Origin of the sequence: Bradyrhizobium sp. RD5-C2 (assembly GCF_019972155.1) — a bacterium.
In the GTDB taxonomy this organism is placed as follows: Bacteria; Pseudomonadota; Alphaproteobacteria; order Rhizobiales; family Xanthobacteraceae; genus Bradyrhizobium.
The window spans coordinates 482,930-503,222 of sequence record NZ_BOVL01000019.1 but is presented as its reverse complement, the minus strand read 5'-3'; the positions used below and the strand labels follow the sequence as shown (position 1 = coordinate 503,222).

Sequence of the window (20,293 nt, the reverse complement as noted above, 5' to 3'; positions counted from 1 at the left end):
GCGGGGGATCAGTGCGCCGCGGCTTATCAGTTGAACACGAATGCCTCTGGAATACTGGATCGCCCGCTTTCGCTGGCGATGACAGCAGAGGCCGGGGCGAAGAGTTCGCCTACTCCTGAATCCCGTAGCGGTGCAGGTCGTTGCCGTAGGTGTCGAGCCAGTTCTTGGCGCGCGTGACCGACGCGCAGACCTTGTCGACCACCCGCCAGAACCGCGCCGAGTGGTTCATCTCGACGAGATGCGCGACCTCATGGGCGGCGAGGTAATCGAGCACGAAGGGCGGCGCCAGGATCAGCCGCCACGAGAACGACAGCGAACCCGCCGAGGTGCACGAGCCCCAGCGGCTGGACTGGTCGCGGATCGAAATTCGCCGCACCCGCACGCCGAGTTCCGCGGCGTGCAGCTGCGCCGCCTTCTGCAGATCCTTGCGCGCCTCGCGCTTGAGGAAGTCATGCACCCGGCGATCCATGTGCTCGACGCCGCCGGCGACGCAAATGATCTTCTCGCCGCTGTCGCGCGTCTCGGTCCAGACCGTGCCGCGTTCGCCCGAACGATGCACCAGCCGATGCGGTACGCCGCGCAACGGCACCACGGTGCCGGGCTGGAACGGCGCCGCCTTCGGCAAGCGGCCAAGACGGGCGGCAATCCAGCCGCCATGGATATTGGCGAACTCCTTGGCTTCCACGATCGTGCCGCGCGGCGGCATGGTCAGGATCGCTTCGCGGTCGGTTGGGTGAATCCTGAGCGTATAGCGGCGCGCGCGCCGATGCCGGCGCAGCCTGACAGTGAAGAACTGGGAGCCGTGTCTGACCAATACGGTCGCGGGTTCGGCAGGCCGCCGATAGAGGAGCGCGCGAGTAGCCATTTCTGAGAGTCCGGGGAGCAGGAGTTCGCCCGAACTTTGCCATATCCGCCGCCAGGGAAAGCGCTCGGCGCAAAAACAAATCATTTGCCCAATATACAGGGGTTGGCCGTTAATTGACCTCTACCGGCAGGGGGCGGAACCGGATTTTTTCTGATGAATCAGAGTCACGAAAAAGGCCCAAGAGATGAAATTAAATTCATCACTTGAGCCTTGGCTGATTTGAGATTCTTTTAGTTAAATCAGTGACTTGCGCGACTGCAACAATCGCGGCCGGGGTGATACCTATTCGGCCGCGGCGACCAGCGAAAGCCGCGTATTGGCCGCCGAAACCATGAAATCGGAGATCCGCGGCACGATTTCGGAGCGGAACCGCGAGCCGTTGAAGACTCCGTAGTGGCCGACGCCCTTCTGCACGTAGTGCACGCGGCGATGGTTCGGAATCGCGGTGCAGAGCGCGTGCGTTGCCTCGGTCTGGCCGAGACCGGAGATGTCGTCCTTCTCGCCTTCGACCGTCATCAGCGCGACGCGGCGGATCTTCGACGGATCGACCGGATTGCCGCGATGGGTCATCTCGCCCTTCGGCAGCGCGTGCTTGACGAAGACGAGGTCGACGGTCTGCAGGTAATACTCGGCGGTGAGGTCCATCACCGCGAGATATTCGTCGTAGAACTCACGGTGCTTGTCGACGAGATCGCCGTCACCCTTCACCAGATTGGCAAACAGCGCCTTGTGCGCGTCCATGTGCCGATCCAGGTTCATGCTGATGAAGCCGTTGAGTTGCAGGAAGCCCGGATAGACGTCGCGCATCACGCCCGGATGCGGGAACGGCACCTTGGTGATGACATTGTTGCGGAACCACTCGATGCCGCGCTCTTCCGCGAGGTTGTTGACCGCGGTCGGATTGCGCCTTGTGTCGATCGGACCGCCCATCAGCGTCATCGACAGCGGCACGAACGGGTCGTTGCTGGCTTCCATCACCGAAACAGCTGCCACGACAGGTACAGAAGGCTGGCACACCGCGACGATGTGCATGTTGCCGCCGAGCGCGTGCAGCATCTCGATCAGGTAATCGACGTAATCCTCGAGATCGAACCGGCCGGCCGCGAGCGGCACCATGCGCGCATCGGCCCAGTCGGTGATGTAGACTTCATGGGTCGGCAGGAACGCTTCGACCGTGCCACGCAGCAGCGTCGCATAATGGCCCGACATCGGCGCCACGATCAGCACGCGCGGCTGCGGCGAGCGCAACGGGCGCGTCAGCTTGCGATCGAAATGCAGCAGGCGGCAGAACGGCTTTTCCCAGACCGTGCGAACCTCGACCGCGGTGCGGATGCCATTGACCTCGGTCGTCGGCAGGTTCCATTCGGGCTTGCCGTAGCGGCGCGTGGTGCGCTCGAACAATTCGCAGCCGGCGGCGATCGACTTGCCGAACTCGGTGTGCGTCCACGGATTGAGCGGGTTCTGAAACAGGATCTTGGTGGCGTCGGTCACGGCGCGTACCGGATTGAGCGACGCATGCGCCATCTCGTACATCCAGTACATCGGCGTCGTGAGTGCCGGGCTGCCTTCCGCCGCTAGTGGCGGGGCACCGCCAAATTCACCGATGGGCATAGTATTTTCAGACCCCTGTTTTGCGCCGCAGCATACTGACCAATGCGTAACAATGCGTCAATGCGCCGCGAGCCGAATCTGGGGGCGATATCGGGCTAAAACACCGAGAATCCACGGGAAAGTGACATTTATTCACCACCCCCGAGCAGCGATCCGTTGCGTTTGGCGCTCTGCAAAAGGGCAAGGAAGACCGCAAAAGAGGCAGTGAACAGGATGGCGTTGATGACCAGCGCCCAGGCCATCAGGTCGGCGCGGAAGACGTGATCGATCAGCAGCGACCGCATGCCTTCGAACACGTAGGTCGGCGGCAACGTCCAGGCGACATATTGCAGCCAGCTCGGCAGCACCTCGACCGGATAGTAGATGCAGGCGAGCGGCATCACCGCGAACATCAGCGTCCAGACGATGCTTTCCGCTCCTAACCCGTTGCGCAGCACAAGGCCCGAGGCGAACACGCCGACCGACCAGCTCGTGAAGATCAGATTGCAGAAGAACGCGATCAGCGGCAGCCCGATGGCGTAGAAATTGAAGCCGAAGAAGAACAGCGCCAGCAGCGTCATCGGGATCACGCCGATGGCGAGCCGGATCAGGCTCATGATCATCAGCGAGAGCAGGAATTCGATCGGCTTCAGCGGGCTCATCATCAGGTTGCCGAGATTGCGCGCCCACATCTCTTCCAGGAACGAGATGGAGAAGCCGAGCTGGCCGCGAAACAGGATGTCCCACAGGATCACGGCGCCGATCAGCGTACCGCCCGCCTTGGCGAAGAAGCCGGACGCCTGCGAGATGTAATTCTGCAGGAAGCCCCAGGTGATGATCTGCAAGGCCGGCCAGTAGACCAGTTCCAGCAGCCTCGGCCATGACGACATCAGCAGATACCAATAGCGCAGCACCATCGCGTTGATGCGTTGCAGTGAAATGCCGCGCGGCTGATGGCTGACGATCTCGCTCATGATGTGCCCTCCGGCGCGCCCTCCCGAAGGCGGCCGCGCGCCACGTCGAGGAACACTTCTTCCAGCGTGTCGCGGTTGTAGCGCGCCATGATCCCCTCGGGGCTGTCATCGTCCTCGATCTTGCCGCGCTTCATGATGATGACGCGGTCGCAGAGGCGCTCGACCTCCAGCATGTTGTGCGAGGCCAGCAGGATGGTCGCGTTATGGGTCTTGCGGTAGGTCTCGAGATGCTGCCGCACCCAGTCGGCCGTATCCGGGTCGAGCGAGGCGGTCGGCTCGTCGAGCAGCAGCAGGTCCGGCTCGTTGATCAGCGCCTTCGCCAACGCGACGCGGGTCTTCTGCCCGGCGGAGAGCTTGCCGTTGGAACGGTCCAAAAATTCCTTCAGATCGAGATCGGCCGCGAGCTGGTCGATCCGCTCGCGCAGATGCTTCACGGCATAGAGGCGGCCGAAGATGGTCAGGTTCTGCCGCACCGTGAGCCGCATCGGCATGTCGACATAGGGGCTCTCGAAATTCATCCGGCCGAGCACCTCATAGCGCTGCTCGGGAATTTTCGCGCCGAGCACCGCGACGCTGCCCGAGGTCGGCAGCACCAGCCCCATGATCATCGCGATCGTCGTGGTCTTGCCGGCGCCGTTGCCGCCGAGCAGGCCGGTGATGCTGCCGCGCGCGATACGGAAGGAGATGTCGTCGACCGCGCGGGTGGTCTTGTAGACCTTGACCAGATGCGCAACGTCGATCGCGGCCGATCCACCCTGATCGGCCGCGGGCGGCTGACTAGGCGCTTGCGCCTGACCTGTCCCGCGCTGTTGCATATGGCCGTCATTGGGGCATTGCGACAATAAGCGCAAGGCTTGCCCGGCGTGCTTGCGCTAAGTCGCGAATTTGTGCGCCGCCCACGGCACAGCTAAAGTCCAGAGATGACCGACTTCGCTTCCGATTTCCGCCAACCCCGCCGCTATGTCCGCCTGGATACGATCCTGCGGCTGCGCTGGCTCGCCGCGCTCGGCCAGCTCGTCGCGATCTTCATCGTGGCCCAGGGACTGGAATTCGACGTTCCGATCGTCCCCTGCGTCATCATCGTGACGTTCTCGGCGCTGCTCAATCTGGCGCTGCAGATCGCGTTCAACCCGATGCAGCGGCTGGAGCCGGTCTATGCCGCGGCCCTGCTCGCGTTCAACATCGTCGAGCTCGGCGGTCTGCTGTACTTCACCGGGGGTTTGCAGAACCCGTTCTCGTTCCTGTTCCTGGCACCGGTGCTGATCTCGGCCACCGTGCTGCCGATCCGGTTGACGATCGCGCTCGGCTGTCTTGCGGTCGCCTGCGCCTCGGCGCTGTTCTTCTACCATCTGCCGCTGCCCTGGGACGGCGACGATCCGCTGGTGCTGCCGCCGATCTACCTGATCGGCGTCTGGCTCTCGATCCTGCTCGCGATCGGCGTCACCAGCCTTTACGCATTCCAGGTGACGGAGGAGGCGCGCCAGCTCTCCGATGCGCTTGCCGCGACCGAGCTGATCCTGACGCGCGAGCAGCATTTGACCCAGCTCGACGGCCTCGCCGCCGCCGCCGCGCATGAACTCGGCACGCCGCTGTCGACGATCTTCCTGATCTCGCGCGAGCTCGAGAAGACGGTGCACGACCCGGCGATTACCGACGACCTCAAGACGGTGCGCGAGCAGGCGCAGCGCTGCCGCGACATCCTGAGCAAGATTGCGCAACTGTCATCGAGCGGCGCGCCGTTCGACACCATGAAGCTGTCGACCCTGATCGAGGAGGCGGTGGCGCCGCATCGCGATTTCGGCATCAACATCAAGGTGCGGCTTGCTGTCGCAGCAACGCGCGAACCGGTCGCCGCGCGCAATCCCGCGATCCTTTATGGCGTCGGAAACATTCTGGAAAATGCGGTCGATTTCGCGCACCAAACTGTCGAGGTGAATGCGTGGTGGAACGCCGAAACCATCGAGATCGTGGTCTCCGACGACGGCCCAGGCATCGCGCCCGACATGCTGAAACGGATCGGCGAGCCGTATTTGTCCCGCCGCCGGGGCGCAGATGAGGCCCAAAACGCGCGTGGCGGCCTGGGCTTGGGCGTTTTCATCGCAAGAACGCTGCTGGAACGCACCGGAGCCAAGGTGTCGTTTACCAATCGCACCTTCCCCGATCACGGCGCCGTGGTGCAGATCGTCTGGCCCCGCGAGCGCTTCGAGGAAGCGGCGCCGACCGATGAAACCGAAGCCTGAGAACGATTCTTAATCGCACCTCTGGCATACCGGATGCAGCACTCTTTCCGGAATGGCACGCGACTTTCGGCTGCCTTGGCAGCGCCGCAGTAGGACCCCATATATTAGGTGTCTGCCACAGGGAAAAATGGACCGTGAACGCCATCACTGAACTGAATGACCATGCCGACCGCTCGCTCCTCATCGTCGAGGACGACAAGCCGTTCCTGGAACGCCTGTCGCGCGCGATGGAGACGCGCGGTTTCGCAGTGAAGTCATGCGACACGGTGTCCGATGGTCTCGCCGAGATCGGCCGTTCCGCACCCGCTTTCGCGGTCGTCGACCTCCGCCTCGGCGACGGCAACGGCCTCGACGTCGTCTCGGCGTTGAAGCGCAAGCGCCCCGAGGCGCGCGCGATCGTGCTGACCGGCTATGGCAACATCGCCACCGCCGTCACCGCGGTAAAGATGGGCGCCGTCGACTATCTGTCGAAGCCCGCCGACGCCGATGACGTGGTCGCCGCGCTGCTTGCGACCGGCACCGAGAAGTCCGAGCTGCCGGCCAATCCGATGTCGGCGGACCGCGTGCGCTGGGAACACATCCAGCGCATCTACGAGATGTGCAACCGCAACGTCTCGGAGACCGCGCGCCGTCTCAACATGCACCGCCGGACGCTGCAGCGGATCCTCGCCAAGCGCGCGCCGCGCTAAGCGATCGCATCACTTTTGTTTTGGCGATGGCCGGGCTCGTCCCGGCCATTTGCTTTTTTCGTTTCGTAGGATGGGTAGAGCGCTATCACCGTCACCCTGAGGAGCGCGCTCTTGCGCGCGTCTCGAAGGGTCGACGGCCACTAGCCGGGCCGTGCATCCTTCGAGACGCCGCTTCGCGGCTCCTCAGGATGACGGGTCAACATCGCGCCCTTGCCTAAAGCTCCTCATGCCCTTGCGGATCAATCAGGCGATTGATCCGCTGCGCTGCCGCCATCGCAAAGCGCAGCGTCATCGCCTTGCGGGTGGCCGCCGGCAGGCGGTGCTCCGGCGCCTCGCAGTGCAGATGTGCGCCATAAGCGTCGGCGATGATCAGGCCGGTGTCCGAGGGGAAGATCTCGCACGGCAGATCCTGCGTGAAAGCGAAGAACAGCCGGTCGCAATGCATTCGGTAGTCCTGCCATTTCTGGTCGGCGCGCAGATCCTCGAGCGATGACTTGATCTCGACGATCCAGATCTCGCCGCGTTCGTTCAGCGCCACCAGATCGGCCCGGCGGCCGGACGGCAGCGGCAATTCGCTGATGCAGGAAAATCCCAGCGATCTCAGAAGTCGCGCAGTGCCGCGCGCGATCGCAAGCGCGGTTTCCGACTGGCGTCGGTCGGGCGCGGGCACAAGCGCGATCTGGCGGGCGGGCGATTCCATCTCTCCAGAGTAGCCGATTCCGCGAGAGCATGATCCGGAAAAGTGGGACGGCGCTCCGGGCAGGAACCCGCCGCCGCCTCGCCGCTTATCCCATGGCCGCCACCATGGGCGGACCGATGAGGGCTGCCTGGTGATCGACGACCTCTGGTACAAGAATGGCGTGATCTACTGCCTGTCCGTCGGCACCTACATGGATGCCAACGGCGACGGCATCGGCGATTTCAGAGGCCTACTGCGGCGTCTGGATTATCTGCACGGGCTCGGCATCACTGCGATCTGGCTGATGCCGCTTCAGCCTTCGCCTTGCAAGGACGACGGCTACGACATTGCAGACTACTACGGCGTCGATCCGCGCTACGGCACGCTGGGCGATTTCGTGGAATTTACCCATGGCTGCCGGCAACGCGGCATCCGCGTGATCATCGATCTCGTCGTCAATCACACCTCGGACCAGCACGCCTGGTTCAAATCCGCACGCAGCTCGAAGGACTCGCCTTACCGCGACTGGTACGTCTGGTCGGACAAGAAGCCTGCCAATGCCAACACGGGCATGGTGTTTCCCGGGGTCCAGAAATCGACCTGGACGCGCGACAAGCAGGCAGGCGCCTGGTATTTCCATCGCTTCTACGATTTCCAGCCGGACCTCAACACATCGAACCCGCACGTACAGGCCGAGATCCTCAAGATCATGGGGTTCTGGATTCAGCTCGGCGTCTCGGGCTTCCGCATGGACGCCGTGCCCTTCGTGATCGCAACCAAGGGCGCCTCCGTGCGCAAGCCGGTCGAGCAATACGACATGCTGCGATCGTTCCGCGAATTCCTGCAATGGCGCCAGGGCAACGCGATCATCCTCGCCGAAGCCAATGTCTTGCCCGAGACGGACATGGAGTATTTCGGGCGCGACGGCGACCGCATGCAGATGATGTTCAATTTCCACGTCAATCAGCATCTGTTCTACGCGCTGGCGTCAGCCGATTCGAAGCCATTGGCGAAAGCCTTGACGGCGACCAAGCCACGGCCTGCGACCGCGCAATGGGGCCTGTTCCTGCGCAATCACGATGAACTCGACCTCGGCCGCCTCACCAAGGCGCAGCGTGAGGCGGTGTTCAAGGCATTCGGTCCCGACAAGAGCATGCAGCTCTACAATCGCGGCATCCGTCGGCGCCTCGCGCCGATGCTCGGCGGCGACCGACGGCGCCTGGAGCTCGCCTATAGCTTGATGTGCACGCTGCCCGGCACGCCCGTGATCCGCTACGGCGATGAGCTCGGCATGGGCGATGATCTCGACCTGCCCGAGCGCACTTGCGCGCGCACGCCGATGCAATGGTCGACCGAACCGCACAGCGGCTTTACCGAGAGCGATCGGCCATGCGTACCCGTGATCGACAAGGGACCCTACGGCTATGAACACGTCAACGCCGCCAAGCAGCGGCGCGACCCCAATTCGATGTTGAACTGGACCGAGCGCATCATTCGTATGCGCAAGGAAGTCCCCGAGGTCGGCTGGGGGGATTTCAAGATCATTGCAACCCGAAATCCTGCCGTCCTGATCATGCGCTACGACTGGCGCAACAACTCGGTGCTGTTCGTACACAATTTCGCGGAAAAGCCGCTCGAGATATCGTTCGACGTTGGGCTGCCCGACGACGCCGGCAATCACCTCGTCAACCTTCTGACCGAGGATCACAGCCGCGCCGACGATGGCGGCCGTCACAAGCTTCTGATCGAGGCCTATGGCTATCGCTGGTACAGGGTCGGCGGGCTCGACTACCTGCTCAAGCGCAGCGATATCGATACCAACGAGCCCCGCAAGCCCCGTTAGTCGCCATGAGGCGGACCGAGAATCACGCCCTCATTGCCGCGCAGGTCGAGGACGCCTTCGACCTTCTCGCCCTGCCGATCCATGAAGGTCGACAGCAGAACCTCGTTGCTGAAACCAATGGCGCTGGAAGAGACCGACGCGGGAGCCGCGCCGAAGTTCAGCGCGATCACGACCACGCCCTCGGCACTGCGCCGTCTGTAGAGCAGAACGTCGCCGTGCGCCGTCGCCGGCTCATAGCTGCCATGGACCAGCTGCGGCAGCTTTCGCCGCAACGCGATCAGCGCCTTGTAGAGGTTGAGGATCGACGCCCGCTCCGCCTCGAGGCTTGCGACATTATCGCTCGCAAAATCCTGCGCGAGCGGCAGCCACGGCCTGACCGTCGAGAAGCCGGCATAACGCTCGGCACTCCATAGCATCGGCGTGCGGCAGCCATCGCGACCGACGCCGATATCAGGCACGTTCTTCTCGAAGGGATCGCGCACCTCGCCAGGGGCGATCGCAACCTGGCGCATCCCGATCTCGTCGCCGTAATACAGCGTCGGCGTGCCGCGCAGCGTCAGCAGCAGCATCGCGGCGACCGGCGCCTGCGCGGGCCCCACCCGGCTCGCCACCCGCGGCCGGTCGTGATTGCCGAGCACCCAGTTCGGCCACGCGCCCGGCGGCAGCGCCTTTTCGTAATCGGCGATGATCATCTCGACCGAGCGCGCGCTCCACAAGGTCGACAGCAGCGCGAAATTGAACGGCATCTGCGCGCCGCGCAGATCGTTGCCGTAATAGGCGACCAGCCGATGCAGCGGCAGATAGATCTCGCCGATCAGCACGCGGTTGTCGAACTCCTCGGTGACGCGGCGCATCTCGGTGATGACGGCGTGCACTTCGAGCTGATCGGTCGAATATTGCGTCAGCACCTTCTCGTGCGGCGGTCGGCCCTCGCGATAATGCGGGTTCGGCGGATTGTCGCGGAATTCGGCATCCTTGATCAGGTGCCAGATCACGTCGACACGAAAACCGTCGACACCCTTGCGCAACCAGAATCGCATCACGTCATAGATCGCGTCCCGGACCTCGCGATTGCGCCAATTCAGATCAGGCTGCTGCGCAAGGAAGGCGTGATAGTAATATTGGCCGGAAGCCTCGTCATAGGCCCAGGCGCTGCCGCCGAACTCCGACAACCAGTTGTTGGGTGGACCGCCATCCGGCGCCGGGTCGCGCCAGATGTACCAGTCGCGCTTCGGGCTATCGCGCGAGCTCTTCGCCTCGATGAACCAGGGATGCTGATCCGATGTGTGGTTCGGCACCAAATCGAGGATCAGCTTGAGGCCGGAATCGTGCGCAGTCGCGACCAGCTCGTCGAAATCCTCCATCGTCCCGAACAGCGGGTCGATGCCGGTGTAGTCGGAGATGTCGTAACCGAAATCGGCCATCGGCGACGGGAAGATCGGCGACAGCCAGACCGCGTCGACGCCAAGCCGCGTCAGATAGGGCAGCCGCGCGATGATCCCTCTGAGATCGCCGACGCCATCGCCGTCGCTATCCCCGAACGAGCGCGGATAGACCTGATAGAAGATGCCACGCCGCCACCAGTCCCTGTCGTCCCGATCCATCCCGTCCCCCAAGCTCGCAGCCCGGTCCAGGCCGCCCCGCGCCCCGGGGCGGTCTGTCGGTTCAGGGATGACGCATAATTCGGGACGGAAAAATGGCTGCAATGCGTCAGTGGCGGGCGATTGCGAGCTGATAGATCGTGATCAGCACCTCGAACAGGATCAGGAAGACGATGATCAGCTCCAGCCGCAGCGAGCGGCTGGTGTCGATGATATCGGTCAGCACCTGCGCGGTCTCGGCCACGACGGCGAGCTTGCGGTTCAGCGATTCCGCACGCTCCTTCAATTCGTACTCGTCCTCGAGCCGGGCATAGAGCCGCTCGAGATGCGGCTTGTCCCAGAGGATGTCGGGCTTCTCCGACACTTCGACCGGGCCGGCCACGCGATGCCGCACCAACAGCGCGTTGCCGATGTGCTTGAGGATCGCGACCCGGCCGCCTCGGACCTGGCCACCCTTGGCGAGCTCGCGCGCCAGCGGCTCGGTGGTGTCGAAGACCGCCCGGACCTCGCGCTCATGCCGCGCCAGCACCACGCTTTTCGCCAGCGCCTCGCCGACCAGGATCAGCCGCTCCGGCGACAGGCTTTGCAGATAGATCGGACCGCCCGGCGGAATCTGGTCTTCCCTGTCAGTCGCGACCTCGATGATCGCGATTTCCTCCTCGCGCCGTGTGAACAGGCCGGTCATGCGCGACTGCAGGCTGCGCAGGAATTCATCCTCCTCCAGCGCGTTGAGACCGATCAGGACGACGACGCCATAGCGGAACAGGATCGCCACACCATTGTCATTGACGCGAAACGCCAGCGGCGTCGTGGCCAGCACGTCGCCGCGCTCGAGGCCGGACGTGTTGATGCGGTCCGCGACGAAGAAGGCGCGGGCGGTGGTCCGGGGTCCGCCGAGCGGTGAATTGGGGGCCTGGGTCATGAAGTTCCGGACTGCGAGGACTTAACGCATGATCGAGAGCAACCGTTTACCGGCCTGCTCACGAAGGTGTTCTGCTGGAGGTGACCTTATCACGGTCCGTTTTGGGAGCACACGCCGGGGCAAAAGCATTTGCCGAGCGTGTTGACGGCATTTTCCGGTAGCCTATGGTGCGCCCATGAACGAGACAACCGACACCAAACCGAAGGCCGGCGCGATCATCGTGCCGGTGACGCTGTTCGAGCAGAACTGCACCATCATCTGGCACGAGCCGACCAAGAAGGCCGTGGTGATCGACCCCGGCGGCGACGTGGCGAAGATCCAGGCCGCGATCAAGCAGACCGGCGTGACGGTCGAGAAGATCTGGCTGACCCACGGCCATATCGACCATGTCGGCGGCGCCGCCGAATTGCGCGATGCGCTGCAGGTCAAGATTGAGGGCCCGCATATCGCGGACAAATATCTGCTCGACAACGTGGTCTCGAGCGGCGAGCGCTTCGGCATGACCGGGGTGCGCAATTTCGGGCCGGACCGCTGGCTCGACGAGGGCGATCAAGTCTCGATCGGCGACCTCACCTTCGACATCCTGCACTGCCCCGGCCATTCACCTGGCAGTGTGGTGTTCTTCAACAAGGAGCTGCGCTTCGCTCATGTCGGCGACGTGCTGTTCGCCGGCTCGGTCGGGCGTACCGACCTGCCCGGCGGCAGCCATCCGGAACTGATCAAGTCAATCAAGGATAAGCTGCTGCCGCTCGGCGACGACGTCGGCTTCATCTGCGGCCACGGCGCCGGATCGAGCATCGGCCAGGAGCGGATGACGAACCCGTTCCTGACCGGCGAGATGTAGAGCGTTTTCGAGCGAAGTGGAAACCGGTTCGCGTGAAGAAAACGCGTCAAAACAAGAATCTAGAGGTTCGGTTCTGATTCAATCAGAACCGAACCTCTAGCTACTTCATCCGCCGTTACTTCATCAGGCCTGCGGCGGTCAGCGCCCGCGTGATGACACCGCCGACGTCGACACCCTTGCTCCGTCGCTTGCGCGGCCGGTCACTCTTGCGGCCGGATGCGGGCTCAGGCTCGGGCTCGGCCGCAGGCACCGGGATCGTCATCGAGATCGTGTCGGCGCGCTCGCGCGGGATTCCGGTCGGCGCGATATGCGGCTGACGGACCTTGTCGGTCAGGCCGAAGAAGCTCGCGATGTGATACGACGAGGAGATTCCGGCCTCGATCAGGAACGCGCCCTCCACGCCATACCGCTCGTCATTGTCGGCCAACCCGAGCGGCGTGCCATGCGCCATGTCAGTGATGCTGAACGATTCGACCAGCGTTTCGCCGTCGGCATTCCACCAGACCTCGCGCGGATAGCCGTCGACATCCGCCTTCGACATCGCAGCCGGCGGCAGGCCGTGAACGTCGAGCCACTGCCGGACGATCGCATCGGCATTGCCGGGATGCACGGTGCGGTCGGCGCTGCCGTGCCACACCGAAATCCTCGGCCAGGCGCCGTCATGCGTGGACGCGTTGCGGACCAGACCGCCGAGCTCGGGCGCGGACAGTGCGCTCGCATGCATCATCGCATTGAGCGCCTCGCGCAGATCGGTGGCGACGCCGAACGGCAGGCCGGCAATGATGGCGCCCGCCGCGAACACATCCGGATAGGTCGCGAGCATGACCGAGGCCATCGCGCCGCCGGCGGACAGTCCCGTCACATAGATGCGCTGCGGATCGATCTGATGCGCGCCGACCATCTGCGCGATCATCTGCCGGATCGAACAGGCTTCACCCTGCCCGCGCGCGATGTCTTGCGGATTGAACCAGTTGAAGCAGGTGTTGCCGTTGTTGATCGCCTGCTGCTCGGGCATCAGCAACGCAAAGCCGTAATGCTTCGCTAATGTCGACCAGCCTGCGCCGAGATCATACGACGCAGCCGTCTGGCCGCAGCCATGCAGCACCACGACGAGCGCGGGCGACCGCGCAAGCTGCGCGGGCACGAACGAGAACATCTTCAGATCGCCGGGGTTGACGCCGAATTCGGTCGTCTCGACGAGCGGCGTCGGCACGGCCGGCGCAAGCGCGCCGAGACCGCTGAACGCGTTCATCTTGGGCAGATGACGCAAGAATTCGACGTTGTTGACCAGGGACAACAGCAACTCCTGAGGTGATTCATTCTTCTGTGTCACCCGATCAGATAATTGCTGCACTGCAAAATGAAAAGGCCGTGCGCTGCCTTTCCCTGCGGAAATGTGAGAATCGGCGTTAACGCGTGATCGCGCTGCGGGCTGGTCGAAACAGTTGCCTTAGCACCTTGTTTGAGCACCAACTTTTCAAGAATGCGCGCCAGATGCCTGCGGATTCACGCTGTGGCGCGGCGCATCCATGACAGAAATGCGGCTGAAATAATGATCGACAGCCCAAACAATGCGCATGCCGCATAGAGCGCCAGATGCGCTGACGTCGCGCTCTCGACAGCGAAGAACACTGCGCCGATCGCGGCAACGCCGGCTGCGTTGCCGATCTGCGTCGTCGTGCCATACATACCGGAGCCGGCGCCGGCGCTCGCAGGCTTCACGCTCGACAGCACCGCGCTCGACAGCGGCGCCATCACCAGACCCTGGCCGTAGCCGAAGATGACAAGCACCAGTGCGAGCAGCAGTGCCGATGGCGCTGCGATCGCCTGAACCGTCACGACCAGCACACCGAGTCCGACGACCTGCAGCGCGCAGCCCTCGATCAGCACCAGCGTGCCGCGATGCTTCGCGCGGATGCCGCTGTGCCGCGAGGCGATCACGAAGGTCAGCGCCAGCGGCACGAACACCAGCCCGGCCTGCAATGGCGGAATCTGCAAGCCCTTCTGCATGAACATGGTCATGATCAGGTAGAAGGACAGGTTCGCAAAGAAGAAGAAAAACACCGCGACCAGGCCGCGCATGAAGGCGCGATCGGACAGCAGCGCCAAGTCGATCAGCGGCATACCGCCGCGGCGCGCGACGCTGCGCTCGAGCCGCACGAAGGCCGCGATGATCGCAACACCGGCAGCCATCACCAGCCAGATCCACGCCGTCCAGTTGAGATCGTGACCGAACAGCAGCGGCCCGATCAGGCACAACAGACCCGCAAACAGCACGATCGCGCCCGGGATATCGAGCCGCGTGCCGGATCGGCGCGGCACCGTCGGCATGATCTTCAGCGCGGCTGCGATGATGATGACGCCGAACGGCACGTTGACGAAGAACACCGCGCGCCAGCCGAGGCCGGCGAGATCGAGCGTCACCAGCACGCCGCCGAGCGCAAATCCGGTGACGCCGGCGAGCCCCAGCACGATGCCGTAGATGCCGAACGCCCGTGCGCGGGCGGCATCGGAGAACAGCAGATGCAGCGTCGCCAGCACCTGCGGCACCATCAGCGCCGCCGTCGCGCCCTGTGCCAGCCGGGCGATGATCAGCTCGGGTCCGGACTGCGCGAGACCGCACCACAGCGAGGTCACCGAAAAGCCCGCGACGCCGGCGATGAACACGTTCCTTGTGCCATGGATGTCGCCGAGCCGGCCGCCGGTGACCACCAGCGTGGCATAGGCGATCAGATAGATCGCGATCACGGCCTCGATCTGCGCCGGCGTCGCGTGCAGCTCCGCCGCGATCGTCGGGATCGCGACGTTGACGATGAAGGCATCGACGCCGAACATGAACTGCGCGGCGACCACGATCGCAAGCACCCACCAGCGGCGGGAGGTCTCCGCCCGCGTCGAAACGATCTGGTGCATGCCCTGTCCTGCCCGAAATGACGTCGTGACCGACATCAGCAGATTCCCGTCATCGCTTCGATTACCTGCAAGGTAGGCCTGGGATCACGGACGCGCGAACCGGCGCCAATTTGCGTTGATGCGCTGGGAAACATTCCGGAGGGCGGCAATCGCCGCCGATTCGCGCAACAACCATGCGGGCGCCGCAACCCCGGAGCATTGCCTTGCCCCGGGCCACCCCGTAGGTTGGCGGAAAGCCCCCGATAACAATCATCCGGAGAGAACGACCAATGGCGCGCCTCAAGTTCGGAGCCTTCCTCGCCCCGCATCACCCGATCGGCGAGCATCCGATGCTGCAATTCCGCCGCGACCTCGATTTCGTCGAGCAGCTCGACGCGCTCGGTTACGACGAATTCTGGTGCGGCGAGCACCATTCCTCAGGCTGGGAGACGATCGCCTCGCCGGAAATGTTCCTGGCCGCAGCCGGCGAGCGCACCAAGCGCATCAAGCTCGGCACCGGCGTGATCTCGCTGCCCTATCACCATCCCTTCAACGTCGCACAGCGCATGGTGCAGCTCGACCACATGACCGGCGGCCGCGCCATCTTCGGCTCCGGCCCCGGCGCGCTCGCCTCCGACGCGCATACGCTCGGCATCGACCCGATGACCCAGCGCGACCGCCAGGACGAGGCGATCGCGGTGATCCGCCGCCTGTTCAACGGCGAGCGCGTCACCGCCAAGACCGACTGGTTCGAGATGCACGACGCCGCGTTGCAGATCCTGCCGCTGCAGGAAGACATGCCGTTCGTGGTGGCCTCGCAGATCTCGCCGTCGGGCATGACGCTCGCCGGCAAGTACGGCATCGGCATCATCTCGCTCGGCTCGATGTCGACCCAGGGCCTGATGGCGCTGCCGCAGCAGTGGCAATTCGCCGAGGACGCCGCCGCGAAGGCGGGCACCACGGTGAGCCGCGCCAACTGGCGTGTGCTGCTGTCCTGGCACATCGCCGAGACCCGCGAGCAGGCACGGCGCGAGGCCGGTGCCGGGCTGCTGCGCTGGCACAACGAATATAACGTCGGCACCTTGATGCGGCCGGGCTTGACCGCGTTCGCCTCGCCGGATGAAGCCGTCGACAAGACCGCCTTCGTCGAAGGTGCTGCCTCCACCATCGGCACGCCGGATGATCTGATCAAGATGATCAAGAACCTGGTCGACGTCTCCGGCGGCGTCGGCTCGATCATCGGCTTCGCCCATGACTGGGCCAACCCCGAAAACACCCGGCGTAGCTGGGACATGGTCGCGCGCTATGTCGTGCCCGAGATCAACGGCTATATCGACGGCCTGCGCAAGTCGCGCCAGTTCGTGATCGACAATCGCGCGGTGTTCGAGCGCGCCGGCCAGGCTGTCATGGCGAAGATCATGCAGAACGACAAGGCCGCCGCAGCGCTTCAGCAAACCGGCACCGGCCGCGTCGCGATCCCGGCCGTGAATGCGCCCGACCTCGCGAAGGAAGCGGCGAAGCAGAAGGTGTGAGCGCTGCGCCGTTCGTCGCGTTGCCCGCGTACGGCTGGTTGACCCGTCATCCTGCGGCGCTCGCGCAGCAACAATGGCGAAGCCGTTGCGCGGGTATGACGGGGATGGAGTTGCGCGCGCACCTCCCTCCCCGCGTCGTCCTGGCGAAAGCCAGGACCCATAACCACCGCATTTGGTTGTGAACGAGATCGTGGCTCCAACGTCGCGCAACGACTGATGCTCGGGGTAATGGGTCCTGGCTTTTCGCCAGGACGACATCGAATGTGTGGCGCGGTTTGTGAGTCAAACATCCGAGTTCTCGCGACACGATTTGCCCGAGCTTTGCTCTTCGTTCCGCCCTCCTCTGTCGCAACGCGCGAATCCAGACGCGTTACGCCACCGCTCCGATCCCGACGACGTCGATGCCGTCGACACGGCCGCGGATCGGAAGCCGGCCGAGATCGTTCACCGGAAACGGCGGCGGCGCGGCGAAGCGCGCCATCGCAGTCCGCGAAGCGAGAAAGCCGCCGTCGACCTTGCGGCTCAGCTCCTCCAGTCGTGCCGCGGTGTTCATGACATCGCCGTTGAACACGATGGCCGGCTTGATGTCGCCGATCTCGCCAACGATCACTGGGCCAAAATGCAGGCTGCCCCGGATCTGCGGGGCCGCGCCGAATTCGCGGTCGAATTGCGGCGCCGCCTTCTGCAGCGCTGCGCGCATCGCCACGAAGCAGCGCAGCGGCCGGCAGTCGATCGCTCCCACGCGTTCCTGCCAGGTCACGATGATTTCGTCGCCGACATAGTTCAGCACCTCACCGCGATAATCCACGACGGATTCCGTGAGCAGACGAAAGGTCCGGTCGAGAAAGCGGTGAATGCCGATGCCGCCGAGCCGCTCGGCAAGCCCGGTCGACCCGGCTATGTCGACGAACAGCACGAAGCGGTTCTCCTCGACCGGCGAGTGATAGCGGCCGGAGACGAAGTTCATGAAGACGCGCGGGCCGATCAGATTGGCGATGCTGAAGCCCAGGTTCAGCAGCACCGAGACCGCGGCGGAATAGGCGATGCTGACGCCGAAATCCGCGATCGAGGTCTGCAGCGGAAACCCGGCAACCCGTTCGCCGACCTGGAGCAATTGTATGACGATGATGATGACAGCGTAGATCGTGCTGCGTACGGCAAGAAGCCCGACAAAGGACAAGCGATTAAGCCGTTCCATCATCGGGCCCTGAAGGATGAATAGTTCGACCCCTCCGATCGCCACACAGGTTACGAAGGCATAAGCGAATCCCGCAACCAGCGGCCCAAGAGTATGACGGCCCTGCACGAGATTGATTCCGATGCTCGCCACCGCGCCCGCGGCAATGACGGCGACGAGATAGCGCAGCCGGCGTTCAAGCTTCGCGTTCATGCGAAACGCGGCCAACAGCAGATCGCAATTCCGTATGCCATCGTGTGCCCTCCCCCCGCGTCATTGCGAGGAGCGAAGCGACGAAGCAATCGACTTCCCGGCCGGCGGCACGACGGATTGCTTCGCTTCGCTCGCAATGACGGATGCGACTACCCGGCCCCCTGATCGAACGCCTTGCGCAGCGCGACGTAGCCCGCCTGCTGCTGGCTCCAGTTGCGGCCGCCGGTCATGGCGCCGTCGACGACGAGGTCATGGCCGTTGATGAAGCTCGATTCGTCGCTCGCCAGGAACACCGCGGCATGCGCGATATCGTCGGGCAGGCCCGCGCGCGGGATCGGCTGCGCCGCCTTGTAGACCTCGCGCATCACGGCTGGGGTCTGCTCGGCGGCTTCGGTCGACAACCCCAGCGCCTTGCCGAAAATGCCGGTGGCGATCGCGCCGGGCGAGATCGAGTTGACGCGGACGCCGGACTCGCCAAGCTCCATCGCCACGCATTTGGTGAAGTGAATCACCGCCGCCTTCGCGGCGCCATAGACCATCGACGAGGAGAAGCCGGCGAGCCGTCCGGCGATGCTGCCGTTGTTGATGATGCTGCCGGATCCCTGTTGGCGCATGATGGGCGCAACATGCTTCATGCCGAGCATGACGCTGCGCACCAGCGTCGCCATCGCAGCGTCGAACCGCTCGACGTCGAGGCCCTCGATGCCGCCGGTCTGCGCCGGGCCGCCGGCGTTGTTGAACAGGCAGTCGATCCGGCCGAACTTCTCTACCGCGAGCGCGATCAGCGCCTGCATCTGCTCCTCGACCGTGACGTCGGTCTGGCGAAAGATGCAGTTGCCGCCGAGCCGGTACGCCAGTGCCTCGCCCTCCGGCGCGCGGCGCCCGGCGATCACGATCCTCGCGCCCTCCGCGACAAAGATCTCGGCCGTGCGCAACCCGATGCCGCTGGTCGCGCCTGTGATGATCGCGACCTTGCCGTCCAGCCGTCCCATGCCGGTCCCCCTTTGACGTTTGATGTTGCGGATATTCCCCAGCCGCTCCCGCCAACGCAAGCGCAGGCGCGGTTAACGGCCGGCGAGGTCCACCTGTGGCCAGAAGGCCACAACTGCGGTTTTTCGGTCGCAGCGGCCTTATTTTGGGTCGCCTGTTCACGTGAACTGGAGCGACCGATGGAGAAGTGGATCGACGATTTCAGGGCGAGTTGGCGGGGCGATGCGCAGCCATCGCTGCGGCTTGCGGTGGCCTTCGCCGTGCTGTGTCTCGTTTTGGCCACGACCGCGCGGTTCGGGCTCGCCCAGATCAGGCCAGACGTGTTCTTCACGCCCTATTTCCCGGCGGTATTCTTCGCCACCGCGCTTGGCGGCTTCCGGATCGGGATCGCGACCGCGCTGGCCAGCGGCCTGCTCGGCGTCCTGCTCAATTTCAGCAGCGCGCACGCCGACCCGGCGCGCTTTGCGCTGCTGATGATCTTCTGGGTGGTATGCGGCATCGCGATCTGGGGGGTGGAGCACTACCGTTCCCTGGTCGCGCAGCAGCGCGAGGTTTCCAAGCGTCTGATTGAGGAGGAGCAGTACCGCAAAATCGTGGTCGACGAATTGCAGCACCGGCTGAAGAACAAATCCTCGACCATTCACGCCGTGCTGCATCAGGCGCTGCAGGACCGGCCCGACGTCTGGCAGCGCATCGACCATCGCATCCGCGCGCTCGCGGCGACCGACGACCTGATCGCGCGGGTCGACGGCTATGGCTGCGATATCAAGGATTTGCTGCGCTCGGAGCTCGGCCCCTACGGCCATGTGCGGTTCAATCTCAATGGCGAGCAATTGTTCCTGCCCGCCAAGCTCGCCGTCTCGCTGGCGCTGATCTTCCATGAGCTCGCAACCAATGCCGGAAAGTACGGCGCCTTCTCCTCGCCGCGCGGATTTCTGCAGGTGTCGTGGTCGGTGGACGACGGGCGTCTCAACGTGATCTGGGACGAAACCGAGGGACCGGTGGTCGAGGTCATCGGCGAAGCCGGCTTCGGCACCAAGCTCTTGAAGTCGGCGCTGCGGCCGTTCGACGGCAAGACCGAGATCAGTTACCTGAAGACCGGTGTTCACTGCATCATGCAGTGCAATCTTCCCAACTGTTGATAAGCCTGCTTTTCGGCACATGCGCTTTATTTGCGCGTGCCGATGCAACCGCGCGCTGCGCAATCGCTTTCACCGGCGGCCGATGCCGACATTGATACTC

17 protein-coding genes are annotated in these 20,293 nt (G+C 64.0%); 6 read left to right on the top strand and 11 right to left on the bottom strand.

The features are described from left to right. Positions 1 to 109 precede the first annotated feature (109 nt). The 4 genes from BraRD5C2_RS23405 to BraRD5C2_RS23390 form a co-directional block, all read right to left on the bottom strand. Positions 110 to 949, bottom strand: coding sequence for a M48 family metallopeptidase (locus BraRD5C2_RS23405; RefSeq protein WP_092120354.1), 840 nt, complete (start codon positions 947 to 949; stop codon positions 110 to 112). A 198-nt stretch (positions 950 to 1,147) separates the two neighbouring features. Continuing rightward, positions 1,148 to 2,476 (bottom strand): polyhydroxyalkanoate depolymerase, encoded by a 1,329-nt coding sequence (locus tag BraRD5C2_RS23400; protein WP_223971907.1) that lies wholly within the window; start codon positions 2,474 to 2,476, stop codon positions 1,148 to 1,150. A gap of 128 nt (positions 2,477 to 2,604) precedes the next feature. Continuing rightward, positions 2,605 to 3,429 (bottom strand): ABC transporter permease, encoded by an 825-nt coding sequence (locus BraRD5C2_RS23395; protein WP_223971905.1) that lies wholly within the window; start codon positions 3,427 to 3,429, stop codon positions 2,605 to 2,607. Beyond that, positions 3,426 to 4,244, bottom strand: coding sequence for an ABC transporter ATP-binding protein (locus BraRD5C2_RS23390; RefSeq protein WP_223971902.1), 819 nt, complete (start codon positions 4,242 to 4,244; stop codon positions 3,426 to 3,428). The genes BraRD5C2_RS23395 and BraRD5C2_RS23390 overlap by 4 nt, the downstream gene beginning before the upstream one ends. 105 nt (positions 4,245 to 4,349) lie before the next feature. On the opposite strand from BraRD5C2_RS23390, the gene BraRD5C2_RS23385 reads away from it, so the two are divergent. Both BraRD5C2_RS23385 and BraRD5C2_RS23380 read left to right on the top strand, forming a co-directional pair. After that, entirely contained in the window at positions 4,350 to 5,669 is a 1,320-nt protein-coding gene (locus tag BraRD5C2_RS23385) for an ActS/PrrB/RegB family redox-sensitive histidine kinase (protein WP_223971900.1), read from the top strand. 134 nt (positions 5,670 to 5,803) lie between these two features. Next, a complete protein-coding gene (locus BraRD5C2_RS23380; RefSeq protein WP_092120369.1) occupies positions 5,804 to 6,358 on the top strand; it encodes an ActR/PrrA/RegA family redox response regulator transcription factor in 555 nt (184 codons plus the stop codon). A gap of 214 nt (positions 6,359 to 6,572) precedes the next feature. Here the strand turns inward: BraRD5C2_RS23380 and BraRD5C2_RS23375 are convergent, their stop codons facing one another. After that, the gene (locus BraRD5C2_RS23375) at positions 6,573 to 7,058 is read right to left on the bottom strand and encodes an MmcB family DNA repair protein (protein ID WP_223971898.1); all 486 of its coding nucleotides are present in this window, start codon (positions 7,056 to 7,058) and stop codon (positions 6,573 to 6,575) included. A 130-nt stretch (positions 7,059 to 7,188) separates the two neighbouring features. Here BraRD5C2_RS23375 and BraRD5C2_RS23370 point away from each other — a divergent pair, with 130 nt between their 5' ends. Then, positions 7,189 to 8,880 carry an alpha-amylase family protein gene (locus BraRD5C2_RS23370; protein ID WP_223971896.1) on the top strand — a complete coding sequence of 564 codons (1,692 nt, stop codon included), beginning with the start codon at positions 7,189 to 7,191 and terminating at the stop codon, positions 8,878 to 8,880. On the opposite strand, the gene BraRD5C2_RS23365 is transcribed toward BraRD5C2_RS23370, so the two are convergent. Beyond that, a complete protein-coding gene (locus BraRD5C2_RS23365) occupies positions 8,877 to 10,484 on the bottom strand; it encodes an alpha-amylase family glycosyl hydrolase (protein WP_223971893.1) in 1,608 nt (535 codons plus the stop codon). The two genes, BraRD5C2_RS23370 and BraRD5C2_RS23365, sit on opposite strands and share 4 nt — an antisense overlap. A 106-nt stretch (positions 10,485 to 10,590) precedes the next feature. Further along, the gene (locus BraRD5C2_RS23360) at positions 10,591 to 11,403 is read right to left on the bottom strand and encodes an RMD1 family protein (protein WP_223971890.1); all 813 of its coding nucleotides are present in this window, start codon (positions 11,401 to 11,403) and stop codon (positions 10,591 to 10,593) included. 175 nt (positions 11,404 to 11,578) lie between these two features. On the opposite strand from BraRD5C2_RS23360, the gene BraRD5C2_RS23355 reads away from it, so the two are divergent. Further along, positions 11,579 to 12,247 (top strand): MBL fold metallo-hydrolase, encoded by a 669-nt coding sequence (locus BraRD5C2_RS23355; protein ID WP_223971887.1) that lies wholly within the window; start codon positions 11,579 to 11,581, stop codon positions 12,245 to 12,247. Between the two features lie 115 nt (positions 12,248 to 12,362). On the opposite strand, the gene BraRD5C2_RS23350 is transcribed toward BraRD5C2_RS23355, so the two are convergent. Together BraRD5C2_RS23350 and BraRD5C2_RS23345 are read right to left on the bottom strand one after the other, a co-directional pair. Beyond that, positions 12,363 to 13,544, bottom strand: coding sequence for an extracellular catalytic domain type 1 short-chain-length polyhydroxyalkanoate depolymerase (locus BraRD5C2_RS23350; protein ID WP_223971886.1), 1,182 nt, complete (start codon positions 13,542 to 13,544; stop codon positions 12,363 to 12,365). A 209-nt stretch (positions 13,545 to 13,753) separates the two neighbouring features. Then, positions 13,754 to 15,160 carry an MFS transporter gene (locus BraRD5C2_RS23345; RefSeq protein WP_223971884.1) on the bottom strand — a complete coding sequence of 469 codons (1,407 nt, stop codon included), beginning with the start codon at positions 15,158 to 15,160 and terminating at the stop codon, positions 13,754 to 13,756. Between the two features lie 269 nt (positions 15,161 to 15,429). On the opposite strand from BraRD5C2_RS23345, the gene BraRD5C2_RS23340 reads away from it, so the two are divergent. After that, a complete protein-coding gene (locus BraRD5C2_RS23340; protein ID WP_223971882.1) occupies positions 15,430 to 16,671 on the top strand; it encodes an LLM class flavin-dependent oxidoreductase in 1,242 nt (413 codons plus the stop codon). 370 nt (positions 16,672 to 17,041) lie between these two features. Here BraRD5C2_RS23340 and BraRD5C2_RS23335 read toward each other — a convergent pair whose 3' ends face one another. Together BraRD5C2_RS23335 and BraRD5C2_RS23330 are read right to left on the bottom strand one after the other, a co-directional pair. Next, positions 17,042 to 18,061 carry an adenylate/guanylate cyclase domain-containing protein gene (locus BraRD5C2_RS23335; protein WP_223971880.1) on the bottom strand — a complete coding sequence of 340 codons (1,020 nt, stop codon included), beginning with the start codon at positions 18,059 to 18,061 and terminating at the stop codon, positions 17,042 to 17,044. A 149-nt stretch (positions 18,062 to 18,210) separates the two neighbouring features. After that, a complete protein-coding gene (locus BraRD5C2_RS23330) occupies positions 18,211 to 19,053 on the bottom strand; it encodes an SDR family NAD(P)-dependent oxidoreductase (RefSeq protein ID WP_223971878.1) in 843 nt (280 codons plus the stop codon). A gap of 177 nt (positions 19,054 to 19,230) precedes the next feature. Between BraRD5C2_RS23330 and BraRD5C2_RS23325 the strand changes: the two genes are divergently transcribed. Beyond that, positions 19,231 to 20,193, top strand: coding sequence for a sensor histidine kinase (locus BraRD5C2_RS23325; protein ID WP_223971876.1), 963 nt, complete (start codon positions 19,231 to 19,233; stop codon positions 20,191 to 20,193). Positions 20,194 to 20,293: the final 100 nt, after the last annotated feature.